Origin of the sequence: Pantoea sp. FN0302, from assembly GCF_050113775.1 — a bacterium.
GTDB lineage: Bacteria > Pseudomonadota > Gammaproteobacteria > Enterobacterales > Enterobacteriaceae > Mixta > Mixta alhagi.
The window spans coordinates 1,787,596-1,800,442 of sequence record NZ_JBNJSM010000001.1 but is presented as its reverse complement, the minus strand read 5'-3'; the positions used below and the strand labels follow the sequence as shown (position 1 = coordinate 1,800,442).

At 57.1% G+C, this 12,847-nt stretch carries 11 protein-coding genes; 9 read left to right on the top strand and 2 right to left on the bottom strand.

The window, feature by feature from the left end; genetic code table 11:
* Position 1: 1 nt before the first annotated feature.
* Positions 2 to 1,237 carry a molybdopterin molybdotransferase MoeA gene (gene moeA, locus ACQE32_RS08410; protein WP_426974202.1) on the bottom strand — a complete coding sequence of 412 codons (1,236 nt, stop codon included), beginning with the start codon at positions 1,235 to 1,237 and terminating at the stop codon, positions 2 to 4.
* 250 nt (positions 1,238 to 1,487) lie between these two features.
* Here moeA and ACQE32_RS08405 point away from each other — a divergent pair, with 250 nt between their 5' ends.
* The 8 genes from ACQE32_RS08405 (at position 1,488) to ACQE32_RS08370 (ending at position 10,581) form a co-directional block, all read left to right on the top strand.
* On the top strand, positions 1,488 to 2,444 hold the full coding sequence (locus ACQE32_RS08405; RefSeq protein ID WP_426974372.1) for an isoaspartyl peptidase/L-asparaginase family protein: 957 nt from the start codon (positions 1,488 to 1,490) through the stop codon (positions 2,442 to 2,444).
* A gap of 9 nt (positions 2,445 to 2,453) precedes the next feature.
* Positions 2,454 to 4,310 (top strand): glutathione ABC transporter ATP-binding protein GsiA, encoded by a 1,857-nt coding sequence (gsiA, locus tag ACQE32_RS08400; protein WP_427021632.1) that lies wholly within the window; start codon positions 2,454 to 2,456, stop codon positions 4,308 to 4,310.
* A 47-nt stretch (positions 4,311 to 4,357) separates the two neighbouring features.
* Positions 4,358 to 5,896 carry a glutathione ABC transporter substrate-binding protein GsiB gene (gsiB, locus tag ACQE32_RS08395; protein ID WP_427021631.1) on the top strand — a complete coding sequence of 513 codons (1,539 nt, stop codon included), beginning with the start codon at positions 4,358 to 4,360 and terminating at the stop codon, positions 5,894 to 5,896.
* Positions 5,897 to 5,946: 50 nt separating this feature from the next.
* Positions 5,947 to 6,867, top strand: a complete 921-nt coding sequence (gene gsiC / locus ACQE32_RS08390) for a glutathione ABC transporter permease GsiC (protein ID WP_085067474.1) — start codon at positions 5,947 to 5,949, stop codon at positions 6,865 to 6,867.
* A 9-nt stretch (positions 6,868 to 6,876) separates the two neighbouring features.
* Positions 6,877 to 7,782, top strand: coding sequence for a glutathione ABC transporter permease GsiD (gene gsiD / locus ACQE32_RS08385; protein WP_427021630.1), 906 nt, complete (start codon positions 6,877 to 6,879; stop codon positions 7,780 to 7,782).
* A gap of 82 nt (positions 7,783 to 7,864) precedes the next feature.
* Complete coding sequence (locus ACQE32_RS08380) at positions 7,865 to 8,833, top strand: Gfo/Idh/MocA family protein (RefSeq protein ID WP_427021629.1); 969 nt, start codon at positions 7,865 to 7,867, stop codon at positions 8,831 to 8,833.
* Between the two features lie 30 nt (positions 8,834 to 8,863).
* Positions 8,864 to 9,286, top strand: coding sequence for a lysozyme inhibitor LprI family protein (locus ACQE32_RS08375; RefSeq protein WP_250652227.1), 423 nt, complete (start codon positions 8,864 to 8,866; stop codon positions 9,284 to 9,286).
* Between the two features lie 179 nt (positions 9,287 to 9,465).
* Entirely contained in the window at positions 9,466 to 10,581 is a 1,116-nt protein-coding gene (locus ACQE32_RS08370; RefSeq protein ID WP_427021628.1) for a PQQ-dependent sugar dehydrogenase, read from the top strand.
* 54 nt (positions 10,582 to 10,635) lie between these two features.
* Here the strand turns inward: ACQE32_RS08370 and ACQE32_RS08365 are convergent, their stop codons facing one another.
* Positions 10,636 to 11,292: an HAD family hydrolase gene (locus ACQE32_RS08365; protein WP_426981067.1), complete on the bottom strand. Its 657-nt coding sequence runs from the start codon at positions 11,290 to 11,292 to the stop codon at positions 10,636 to 10,638.
* A 253-nt stretch (positions 11,293 to 11,545) separates the two neighbouring features.
* Between ACQE32_RS08365 and ACQE32_RS08360 the strand changes: the two genes are divergently transcribed.
* Positions 11,546 to 12,748 carry a serine hydrolase gene (locus ACQE32_RS08360; RefSeq protein ID WP_427021627.1) on the top strand — a complete coding sequence of 401 codons (1,203 nt, stop codon included), beginning with the start codon at positions 11,546 to 11,548 and terminating at the stop codon, positions 12,746 to 12,748.
* The last annotated feature ends 99 nt before the right edge of the window (positions 12,749 to 12,847 follow it).

Here is a 12,847-nt window from a genome sequence, read left to right as displayed (position 1 = left end):
GTCAGCCTCTCAGCAGGTGATTAAATGGCTCGATCTCTACCCATTCGCCCGGCTCGACATGGCCGCGTTCGCGCTCCAGCACAATAAAGCAGTTGGCCTGGCTGAAAGAGCTGAATACGTGCGAGCCCTGATGACCGGTGGTGACCACCTGTAGTTCGCCATTTTCGCCACGGCTGACGATACCGCGCTGAAAGTCGAGGCGGCCAGGCGTTTTCTTCAGGCGCGTAGCGGCGCGAGCGCGCTGACGCGGCGGCAGAGCGGCGCGCTGCTGACCGCTCAGCTTCGCCAGCAGCGGCTGTACCAGCTGATAGAAGGTCACGGCGGCGGAAACCGGATTGCCTGGCAGGCCGCAGAACCAACTGTTGCTCAGCCGCCCAAAGGCGAAAGGTTTGCCTGGCTTAATCGCCAGCTTCCAGAAAGTGATAGCGCCCAGCTCGTCCAGCATCGCTTTGGTGTAATCTGCTTCACCTACCGAGACGCCGCCGCTGCTGATCACCACATCCGCCGCGCGATCGGCCTCGATAAAGGCGGCGCGCAGCGCCTGTGGATCGTCACGAATAATGCCGAGATCGATCACCTCGCACCCCAGCTGGTCCAGCATCAGCCGTACGGCAAAGCGGTTAGTGTCATATATTTGTCCGGCCGCCAGCGGCTGACCTGGCGGCTGTAGCTCATCGCCGGTAGAAAAAATGGCGACCCGCAGCCGACGCACCACCTCAACCTCGCCGATGCCCAGCGACGCGATCAGCGGCAGCTCCGCTGCGCCGAGGCGCACGCCCGCCGCCAGCACGCTGTCGCCCTGACGAATATCTTCTCCGGCGCGACGAATGTTTTGCCCCGCTTTAACCTCAGCGGTAAAGCGGATACGTTCGCCTTCCGTTGTGGTTTGTTCCTGCATGACCACCGCCTCCGTGCCTTCCGGCACCGGCGCGCCGGTCATAATGCGAATACAGCTGCCTGCGGGCCATTCGCCGCTAAAGGGAGCGCCGGCAAAGGCTTTGCCAGCCAGCGGCAGCGCTTCACCGCGTGCAATATCCGCCATACGCACCGCATAGCCATCCATCGCCGAGTTATCAAATGGCGGAACGTTGAGCGGTGAAATAACCGGAGCGGCGGTAATCCGCCCGGCAGCAGCGTAGACACTCAGGGTTTCGCTCTCGCTAAGCGGTGAGAGCCGATCCAGCATTTTTTGCCGGGCCTCTTCAAGGGAGATTAATCCCGCAGTAAAACTTTCCATTTGGCCTCCGGCCAGAACCTACAGATAGCGCCTATTATGGCGCGAAATGCCCTGACGATCACCCCGCCAGCGCACCAGAGGCTTATGATGTGCTTTTAGTTATGAGATATAACGCTTTGTTATTAAACCTTACCTGGCTTTACGCTTTACATCACCCCGGCGGCTACCTATAGTCAAAATTTGCCGAAAAATCATAACATCACATCCATTCAGCCGTTTCCGGCGGTTTCAGAACACAGGGTAAATAATGATGGGCAGAGCAGCCATTGCCATTCACGGCGGCGCGGGCGCGATTGCACGTTCGGCGCTGAGCGCGGAGCAGGAGCAGCGTTATCTCCAGGCGCTAAGCGAAATTGTTGCCAGCGGCCAGAGGATCCTTGCCGCTGGCGGCAGCGCGTTAGATGCGGTTACCGAAGCGGTGCGCCTGCTGGAAGAGTGTCCGCTGTTTAATGCCGGGAAAGGCAGCGTCTTTACCCATCAGGGCACGCATGAGCTGGACGCCTGCATCATGGACGGGCGCACTCAGGATGCCGGTGCAGTGGCTGGCGTAGCGCATATTCGTAATCCGATCCTGGCGGCGCGCGCGGTACTGGAGCACAGCCCGCATGTGTTGCTGTGCGGCAGCGGTGCAGAGCAGTTTGCCCAGGAACAGGGCCTGGCGCCGGTTGCGGCGGACTTCTTCTCCACGGATGAACGCTGGCAGCAGCTGGAGCGCGCCCGCGCCAGCCAGCAAACGCTGCTGGATCATGATGGAGCGGCGCAGGGATCCGCACCGCTGGATGCCGACCGCAAACTGGGTACGGTCGGCGCGGTAGCCTGCGACAGCGCGGGCAATCTCGCTGCCGCCACCTCAACCGGCGGCATGACCAATAAACGGGTCGGGCGCATTGGCGATTCGCCGTTACCGGGCGCAGGCTGTTTCAGCAATCGCCGCGTAGCGGTCTCCTGTACCGGCACCGGGGAAGTTTTTATCCGCACCCTGGCGGCTGGCGACGTCGCCGCGCTGATGGAGTATGGCGGGCTCAGCCTGCAGCAAGCCTGCGAACGGGTTATTTTCGATAAAATTCCAACGCTGGGCGGCAACGGCGGCCTGATTGCTGTCGACGCTGAGGGAAACATTGCGCTGCCGTTCAATACTGAAGGCATGTATCGCGGCTACGGTTACGCGGATCAAGGCCCGGTAGTCGCGATTTACCGGCAAGCTTAAGGAGCCAGCATGCAACAGTCATCCTCTTTACCGCTGGCCGAAGAGTGCGTGCTGGCGGTACGTAATCTTAGCGTCAGCTTTAACCAGCAGGGCCATATCATTCAGGCGGTACGTCAGCTCTCGCTGGAGGTCCGACGCGGTGAAACCCTGGCGTTGGTGGGCGAGTCCGGCTCAGGAAAATCGGTGACCTCGCTGGCGCTGATGCGTCTGATTGAGCAGAGCGGCGGCCGTCTGGATAGCGGTGAGCTGTGGCTGCGGCGGCGTGATAACGCGCTGGTGGATCTGGCGCAGCTGCGACAGTCGCAGATGCGTACCATTCGCGGCGCGGATATGGCGATGATTTTTCAGGAGCCGATGACCTCGCTGAATCCGGTGTTTACGGTTGGCGAGCAGATCGCTGAATCGGTGCGGCTTCATCAGGGCAAAAGCCACCAGCAGGCGCTGGCGGAGGCGCGGCGAATGCTCGATCTGGTACGCATTCCCGAAGCGCAAAATGTCATGACGCGCTATCCCCATCAGCTTTCCGGCGGCATGCGCCAGCGGGTGATGATCGCCATGGCGCTCTCCTGTCGTCCGGCGCTGCTGATTGCCGATGAGCCCACTACCGCACTGGATGTCACTATCCAGGCGCAGATTTTACAGCTGATCCGCGTGCTGCAAAAAGAGATGGCGATGGGGGTGATCTTTATTACCCATGACATGGGTGTAGTGGCGGAAATGGCCGACCGGGTGCAGGTCATGTACCGTGGCGCCGTGGTCGAAAGCGCCGATACCGCCACGCTGTTTAGCGCGCCGCAGCAGCCCTATACCCGTGCGCTGCTGGCAGCGGTGCCGCGTCTTGGCGCTATGCAGGGGCAGCCCCTGCCGCGTAAATTTCCGCTGCCGGGCGAGCAGGAGAACAGCGGGGCGCAGGTGGATACGGTAAAGCATCATGAAGCGCCGATCCTGGAAGTGCGTGATTTAGTCACGCGTTTTGATGTTCGCGCCGGTCTGTTGAACCGCGTGAAGTGGCGGGTGCATGCGGTAGAAAAGGTGAGCTTCAGCCTTTATGCCGGTGAAACGCTGGCGCTGGTGGGGGAGTCGGGCTGTGGTAAATCCACTACCGGCCGCTCGCTGCTGCGGCTGGTAGAGAGCCAGGGCGGCAGCATTACCTTTAACGGGCAGCGTATCGATCGGCTGAAGGCGCATCAGCTGGCGCATTTACGGCGCGATATTCAGTTTATTTTTCAGGATCCTTACGCTTCACTCGACCCGCGTCTCACCATTGGTTTTTCCATTATGGAGCCGCTGCTGATCCACAAGGTCATGTCACGCGCTGAAGCGGAAAAACGAGTCGCCTGGCTGCTGGAAAAAGTGGGGCTGCAGCCGGAACATGCTCAACGCTATCCGCATGAATTTTCCGGCGGCCAGCGCCAGCGCATCTGTATTGCCCGCGCGCTGGCACTGAATCCCAAAGTGGTGATTGCCGACGAATCGGTCTCGGCGCTGGATGTCTCTATTCAGGCGCAAATCATCAATCTGATGCTGGATTTGCAGCGCGAATTTGGTATCGCCTTTCTGTTTATTTCACACGATATGGCGGTGGTGGAACGCATCAGCCACCGTGTGGCGGTGATGTACCTGGGGCAGATTGTAGAAATCGGTCCGCGCCAGGCGGTATTTGAAAATCCCCAGCATCCCTATACGCGCAAACTGATGTCAGCGGTGCCGGTCGCCGATCCGGGCCACCGCCGCCGCGAGCGAGCGCTGCTGGCGGATGAGTTGCCCAGCCCGCTGCGCACGCCCGGCGATGAGCCGGTGGTTGCGCCATTAATCCAGGTTGGGGCAGATCATTACGTGGCCCGGCATATCATCAGCGGCGCCTGACGGCCCGGCTTTTGCATAACCCGCAAGGGACTAAGGAGAACAAGCATATGACCAAACTCACGACCCGCAGATGGCTGATAACCGCCGGCCTGCTTAGTAGTTTCGCCGCTGCGCCCGGCTGGGCAGCAAAGGATGCCGTGATCGCCGTAGGCTCTAACTTCACCACGCTCGACCCTTATGATGCCAATGACACCCTGTCGCAGGCGGTGGCGAAATCCTTCTACCAGGGGCTGTTCGGCTTTGATAAGGACATGAAGCTGGTAAACGTGCTGGCGGAAAGCTATCAGGCCAGCCCCGACGGCCTGACCTGGACCATCAAGCTACGCTCCGGTATTAAGTTTCAGGACGGCACCCTGTTCAACGCCGAGGCGGTAAAGGTGAATCTCGATCGCGCCAGCGACGAAGATAACCATCTGAAGCGTTATAACCTGTTTAAACATATCGCCACCACCGAGGTGCTCGATCCCACTACGGTGAAGATTACCCTGAAGCAGCCGTTCTCCGCCTTTATTAATATTCTGGCCCATCCGGCGGCGGCGATGATTTCCCCTACCGCGCTGAAAAAATATGGCAAAGAGATCGGCTTCCATCCGGTCGGCACCGGTCCTTATCAGTTTGTGACCTGGAACCAGACCGATTTTGTGAAGGTGAAAAAGTGGGACGGCTACTGGAAGCCGGGCTATCCGAAACTCGACAGCATCACCTGGCGACCCATCGTGGATAACAATACCCGCGCCGCGATGCTGCAAACCGGTGAAGCCAATTTTGCCTTCCCGATCCCTTATGAGCAGGCGAAACGGCTGGAGCAAAACAGCAAGCTCGATTTAGTCAGCACGCCGTCGATCATGCAGCGCTATATCAGTTTTAACGTCACGCAGAAGCCGTTCGATAACCCGAAAGTGCGCGAAGCGATTAACTACGCGATTAACCGCGAGGCGCTGAGCAAAGTCGCCTTTGCCGGTTACGCCACGCCAGCAACCGGCATCGTGCCGCCGTCGATTGCCTTTGCGCAAAGCTACCCGGCGATGGAGTACAATCCGGCGAAAGCGCGCCAGTTGCTAAAAGAGGCGGGCTACCCGGACGGTTTCAGCACCACGCTCTGGTCTTCTCACAACCACAGCACCGCGCAGAAAGTGCTGCAGTTTACTCAGCAGCAGCTGGCGCAGGTGGGCATTAAAGTCAAGGTCACGGCGATGGATGCCGGGCAGCGCGCGGCGGAAGTAGAAGGGAAAGGGCAAAAAGAGAGCGGTGTACGGATGTTCTATACCGGCTGGTCCGCCTCGACCGGTGAAGCTGACTGGGCGCTGACGCCGCTGTTTGCCACCGGCTCCTGGCCGCCAGCAATCTTTAACACCGCCTTTTACAGCAATGAACAGGTGGATAAAGATCTGAACGACGCGCTGAAAACCACCGATACGGCGAAAAAAGCGCAGCTGTATAAAGATGCGCAGGACCGTATCTGGAACGATCGCCCCTGGGCGCCGCTGGTGGTGGAAAAGCTGGTGTCGGCTCATAGCAAATCGCTGAGCGGTTTTTACATGATGCCTGACACCTCTTTTAATTTTGATGAAGCCGATCTGAAGTAATGTCCGCGCCGCCAGCCGCTGAGGCTGGCGTCTGCGACGCAGGGAAACGCATGCTGAACTATTTCCTTAAACGCCTGCTGGGATTGATACCTACGCTGCTGATCGTGGCGGTGCTGGTCTTTCTGTTTGTTCATTTACTGCCAGGGGATCCGGCGCGACTGGTGGCCGGGCCTGAAGCAGATGCCAGCGTGGTTGCGCTGGTGCGTCAGGATCTGGGACTGGATAAGCCGCTGCCGCAGCAGTTTTTGCATTTTATGGTCAACGCGCTCCAGGGGGATTTTGGCACGTCGATGGTATCGAAAAGGCCGGTATCGGAGGAGATCGCTTCACGCTTTCTGCCGACGCTGTGGCTGACATTGACCAGTATGATCTGGTCAGTAATTTTTGGCATGGGGATTGGGATTATCTCCGCCGTGTGGCGTAATCGCTGGCCGGATCGTATCGGCATGACGCTGGCGGTATCGGGCATCTCTTTTCCCGCTTTTGCGCTCGGCATGTTGCTGATGCAGGTTTTCTCCGTGGAGCTGGGCTGGCTACCGACCGTCGGCGCGGAGAGCTGGCAGCACTATATTTTGCCCTCTATTACGCTGGGCGCGGCGGTGGCGTCGATTATGGCGCGCTTTACCCGCGCCTCTTTTATTGAGGTGATGCAGGAAGACTATATGCGCACCGCACGTGCCAAAGGAGTGCGCGAGTCGAAGGTGCTGATTAAACATGGCTTGCGCAACGCCATGATTCCGGTAGTCACCATGATGGGCTTGCAGTTTGGCTTTCTGCTGGGCGGCTCGATTGTCGTGGAAGTGGTGTTTAACTGGCCAGGCCTGGGACGCCTGCTGGTGGATTCGGTGGAGATGCGCGACTATCCGGTGATACAGGCGGAGGTACTGCTGTTTTCACTGGAGTTTATCCTGATCAATCTGATCGTGGATATGTTGTATGCCGCCATTAACCCGGCGATACGGTACAAATAAGGAGCTGCGATGAAAAACTGGCGACGAGAGGCAGCTCTGAAGGCGATGCCCCTGCAACAGAGCGAGCGGGTACGTACGCCGTGGCGCGAATTCTGGCGACGCTTCCGCCATCAGCCTGTGGCGCTGGCGGCTGGCGTTTTTGTGTTATTGCTGATTGTGCTGGCAATATGCGCGCCGTGGATTGCGCCATTTGATGCTGAAAATTACTTTGATTATGACCGGCTGACAGAAGGCCCTTCCGCGATGCACTGGTTCGGCGTGGATTCCCTTGGCCGCGACATTTTTAGTCGGGTACTGGTGGGCACCCGCATTTCGCTGCTGGCGGGCTTTTTTTCCGTCGCTATCGGCGGAGCGATCGGCACCGCGCTTGGTCTGCTGGCAGGTTACTATGAGGGCTGGTGGGACCGTATTATTATGCGCATCTGCGATGTGCTGTTCGCCTTTCCGGGGATTTTGCTGGCGATTGCGGTCGTGGCGATCATGGGCAGCGGTATGTCCAACGTTATCGTGGCGGTAGCAATTTTCAGCGTGCCCGCCTTTGCCCGTCTGGTGCGCGGCAATACGCTGGTGCTGAAGCATCAAACCTTTATCGAGTCGGCACGTAGTATCGGCGCATCGGACTGGACTCTGATGGTGCGCCATATTCTGCCCGGCACGGTCTCATCGATTGTGGTCTATTTCACCATGCGCATTGGCACCTCGATTATCACCGCTGCCAGCCTGTCGTTTCTGGGGCTGGGCGCGCAGCCGCCTACGCCGGAGTGGGGCGCGATGCTCAACGAGGCGCGAGCAGATATGGTGATGACGCCGCACGTGGCGATTTTCCCCAGCCTGGCGATTTTTCTGACGGTGCTGGCCTTTAACCTGCTGGGCGATGGCCTGCGCGATGCGCTCGATCCGAAACTGAAAAGCTGAAAACTGCCCGCGACGGGCAAATTCACCCGTCGCGCCTTTCGCTGTCTACACTTACCCTTCGGACAGCAAAAAGAGAGGAAAAATGAAGCCGTTAACATGGGCAATTATTGGACCGGGCGCCATTGCGCATCAGTTTGCCGCCGCTCAGGGCGCAATGGGCAGGCAAATTTATGCGGTAGGCGCCAGAAGCCGCGAGAAAGGTGAAGCGTTTGCGCAACGCTACGGTATTGAGCGGGTATTTGATGATATTCCCCAAATGCTGGCCGATCCGCAAATAGACGCGGTCTATATCTCTACGCCACACGCCAGCCATTTCAGCTGGATGAAGCAGGCGCTGGAGCAGGGCAAGCATCTGCTGGTGGAAAAGGCGATAACCGTCAGCAGCGATGAGCTGAGTGAGATTAACCAGCTGGCGGCAGAGAAGAAGCTGATCGTAGCCGAGGCGATGACGCTGTTTCATATGCCACTGTTTCATCAGCTAAAAACGCTGATTGAAAGCGGAAAACTGGGCAAGCTGAAAATGATTCAGGTCTCTTTTGGCACCGTTAAAGAAGCCGATCCCAATAACCGTTTCTTTAATCCACAGCTGGCAGGCGGCGCGTTGCTGGATATCGGCACCTATGCGCTCTCGTTTGCCCGCTTTTTCCTGAGCGAGCAGCCGAACCAGCTGTTTACCACAGTGGCTAAATTCAGCACCGGCGTTGACGAACAGTGCGGCATTCTGCTGCAAAACAGCCAAAACGAAATGGCCACCATCTCGCTGGCGTTTCGCGCCAAAATGCCGAAGCGCGGCATTATCGCCTGCGAGCATGGTTTTATTACCGTTGATGATTTTCCGCGCGCGCAGCAGGCGCAGTTAAGCTGGGCGGATGGCACCACGGAAACCCTTGAAGCGGGGCAAAGCGGGCGTGCGCTACAGTATGAAATTCTGGCGCTGGAAAAATATGCCGCCGAAGGCGTGAATCCGCTGCACTATCTCACCAATGATGTGGTGGCCCTGATGACGGAGATTCGTCAGCGCTGGGGGATCTGTTACCCCTTTGAATCCTGATTACATTGCGGCACCGATTGAGGTAATCAAATGAAGTTAACCGCATTAGTACTGCTGTCGCTGACCTTTCCCGTGGTTGGCCTGGCGGCAGAGCCGGGCGAGGAGATTGATCAGCAGCTGTTGGCGTGTAAGCTGCATGCCAACAGCACGGCCGATAATGCGCAGTGCTACAGCAGTGCCATTCAGCAGTGGGATGGTGAGCTGAATAAGCAGTATCAGCTATTGCTTAACGCGCAGCCGCAGAGCGTCAGGCAGAAAATAACCGCAGCGCAGCGTAGCTGGTTGCACTATCGTGACAGCTATAACGCGGCGATTTCCGCCTATTATCAGCAGCAGCAGGGAACGGTATGGCCGCTGGTGGCGGCAGAATCAAAGTTAAAGGTGATCCGGGACAAAGCGATCGATTTATATAAATTGCGCGTGAGCACCGATTTAGCCGCAGAGCAGGAATAGAGCCGTTGCAGGATAAAAAAAAGCCCGCCAACAGGACGGGCCAAACACCAGGGAAACTAAATATTAACGTTAGTTAAAAGATTAGTTAACTTTGACTTTTTGGCGAATTTTTAGCTTTTTTAAGCGCCAAAGCGTGAAAATAATCACAGTTTACTCTCTGATTCCTGAAGGAGTGCATGATGTCTCGTCCATTAATCTCTCTGGTATTAAGCGGGGCGCTGCTGTTTTCAGCCTCCTCTCTGGCGGCGCAGGTTACGGTGCAGCAGCTGCAGGACAAACTCGATCACCCCTGGTCACTGGCTTTTTTACCCGATAATAAAACCATTCTGTTGACCGAGCGGTCAGGCTCACTACGCCTGTGGCAGCCGGAAAAAGGGCTGTCGCAGCCTGTTGAAGGCGTGCCGGAGGTATGGCATCAGCGTCAGGGCGGCCTGCTGGATGTGGCGCTGGCGCCCGATTTTGCTCAAAGCCGCCGCGTCTGGCTCAGCTATACCGAAGCGGATAAAAGCGGGCGCGCCGGAGCGGTGGTTGGTTACGGCAGGCTGAGCGAAGACGGGCGTCGGCTGGCGGATTTCAGGGTAGTGCTGCGTCAGCAGCCCAGGCTTTCCAGCGGTGCTAACCTTGGCACCCGTCTCGCCTTTGACCGCGAAGGGTATCTGTGGATCGCCTTTGGCGATAATTTCCAGAGCGCAACCGCGCAGGATCTGGATAAGCTCACCGGCAAGCTGGTGCGCCTGAAAGGCGATGGTACGGTACCGCAGGATAACCCTTTTGTTACGCGGCCCAATGCGCGCCCGGAAATCTGGGCCTATGGTCTGCGTAATCCACAGGGGCTGGCGCTTAACCCCTGGACGCAGGAGATGTGGGAAAGCGAGCATGGCCCTCGCGGCGGTGATGAGGTCAATATTCCGCGAAAAGGCAAAAACTATGGCTGGCCGCTGGCTACCTGGGGCGTTGACTATAGCGGCGATAAGGTGCCTGAATCAAAGGGCGGTGAAGCGCCGGGTACAGAACAGCCGGTTTACTGGTGGAAGAACTCACCCGCCATCAGCGGCATGGCCTTTTACAATAGCGCACGTTTTCAGCCCTGGAAAAATTCGCTGTTTATCGGCGCACTGAAAGAGAAAAATTTGATTCGTCTGAGTCTGAATGGCGACAAGGTGATTGAAGAAGAGCGTTTGTTGCAGGATCGCGGCGAGCGGATCCGTGATGTGCGTCAGGGACCGGACGGTTATCTCTATGTGTTGACCGATGAGAGCAATGGCAAGCTGCTGAAGGTGGGTTTGCAGCCCTGAGCCAACAGACGGGATCCAGCCTGACCCTGTGGCATGCGGGTCAGGCTGGCGGGATTATTTTTCCCAGTGTGTGACTTCCCAGCCGCGCTGCCGCGCTTCCTGCAATAGCTGAATATCAGGGTTGATAACGCAGGCGTGATCCGCCTGTTCCAGCAGCGGGAGATCGGTAATCGAATCGCTGTAGGCCCAGGTATGCTGAAAACGTTTCTCATGTTGCAGCGATCGCCAGTCAGCCAAATGAGGCGCTTTGCCTGCTCGCCCGTTTAGGGTGCTGCAAGGCTGGCCGCTGTAGCGATCGTTGATAATCTCCACGCCCACCGCCAGCGCGCCGTGTAGCCCAAGCCGCTGCGCTATGGGCGTTAACAGATGCTCGCCTCCGGCGGAGACCAGCATAATGGTGTCGCCGCGCTGCTGATGCCAGGCAAGCCGTTCACGGGCGGCGGGGTAGACGCGCGGCACAATATCACGCTGTATAAAGCGGCGAACCCAACCGCTGACGGTTAGCGTCGCCATCCCGGTTAACGGTGCCAGCGTCCTGTTCATATAGGTTTCCAGCGGGATCTCTCCCTGACGATACTGCGCCATTAATCTCTGCTCTTCAACAATTAAGCTTTCAGGCGCGTAGCCTTGCGATGCCAGCCAGCGCATCCACAGGCTGTTGCTGTTTGCACAAATCAGCGTTTCATCAAGATCGAAAAGCGCTAAATCCATGGTGATTCTCCTCGGAGCGGGTTTAATCAGATTAGCGGAATTTTGTGATCGTCTTACTTGATTTATGCAAAATCAGAATCAACCCTGGTCTGTGTGATTTGTGTTAAGGCACAGGATAAGGTTTATCTAATAAACTCTAAGAAACTTTACGATGCAGCCGTTTTAATCAGCGCGCCGACAGGTTAGCGTAAGACGCTGCGTTTCATATCCTAATGAAACTTATGATATTTTTTACAGGTTATCTGATTCCATCATGAAAAAATTGCGTCTTCACGCCGGCGTTGGTTCGCTGGCGCTCTGCGGCACGTTGTTGCTGCTTCCCGTTGTTGTTAATGCCGTACAGGCGCCTGCTGCGCCACAGGTTGAGGCTAAAGCCTGGGTACTGATGGATTACGCCAGCGGCCAGGTGCTGGCGGAGGCCAATGCCGATCAGCGTCTCGATCCCGCCAGCCTGACGAAAATTATGTCCAGCTATGTGATTGGTCAGGCGCTTAAAAGCGGCAAGATTACCCGCGACGATATGGTTACCGTAGGGCAGGATGCCTGGGCGACCGGTAATCCGGCTCTTAAGGGATCGTCGCTGATGTTTCTCAAGCCCGGCGACCGGATTCCGGTGTCGGAGCTGAATAAAGGCATAGTGATTCAGTCAGGTAACGATGCCAGTATTGCGCTGGCGGATTACGTGGCGGGCAGTCAGGATGCCTTTGTCGGGCTGATGAATAATTATGCTAACGCGCTGGGGCTGAAGAATACCCATTTCAAAACCGTTCACGGGCTGGATGCGGAAGGTCAGTACAGTACTGCGCGCGATATGGCGTTGCTGGGGCAGGCGCTGATTCGTGATGTACCGGAAGAGTATGCGTTGAATAAAGAGAAGTCGTTTACGTTCAATAACATTACCCAGCGTAACCGCAATCGTCTGCTGTGGAGCAGCAATTTGCATGTTGATGGGATTAAAACCGGTCATACGTCAGGCGCAGGCCATAATCTGGTGGCCTCGGCTACCGAAGGGGATATGCGTTTGATTTCCGTGGTTATGGGCGCGGAGACCGACAGTATCCGTTTTCGCGAAAGTGAAAAGCTGTTGACCTGGGGCTTCCGTTTTTATGAAACGGTCACGCCGGTTAAGGCCGATGCGCCTTTTACTCAGCAGCGCGTCTGGTTTGGCGATCGCAATGAGGTTGCGCTTGGCGTGGCAAAAGATGCTGCCCTGACTATCCCGAAAGGGCAAATGAAAGATTTGAAAGCCAGTTTTACCCTGAGTTCGCCGCAGCTGGAGGCACCGCTGAAAAAGCATCAGCAGGTGGGAACGATTAATTTCCAGCTGGATGGCAAGACGATTGCGCAACGGCCGCTGGTGGTACTGGAGCCGGTGCAGGAGGGCAGTTTTTTTAGCCGGATGTTTGATTTTGTGATGATGAAGCTGAACGGCTGGTTTGGTCAGTGGTTCTCGTAGGCGCGTTTGCCGCCGGCGAGAGAAGTTCAGGCCGTTCTGTGTCTGTTTGAAGTCTGAGTTTTCGGTGTCAGCACGGAAAGTCCAGATTGATAGACGCCT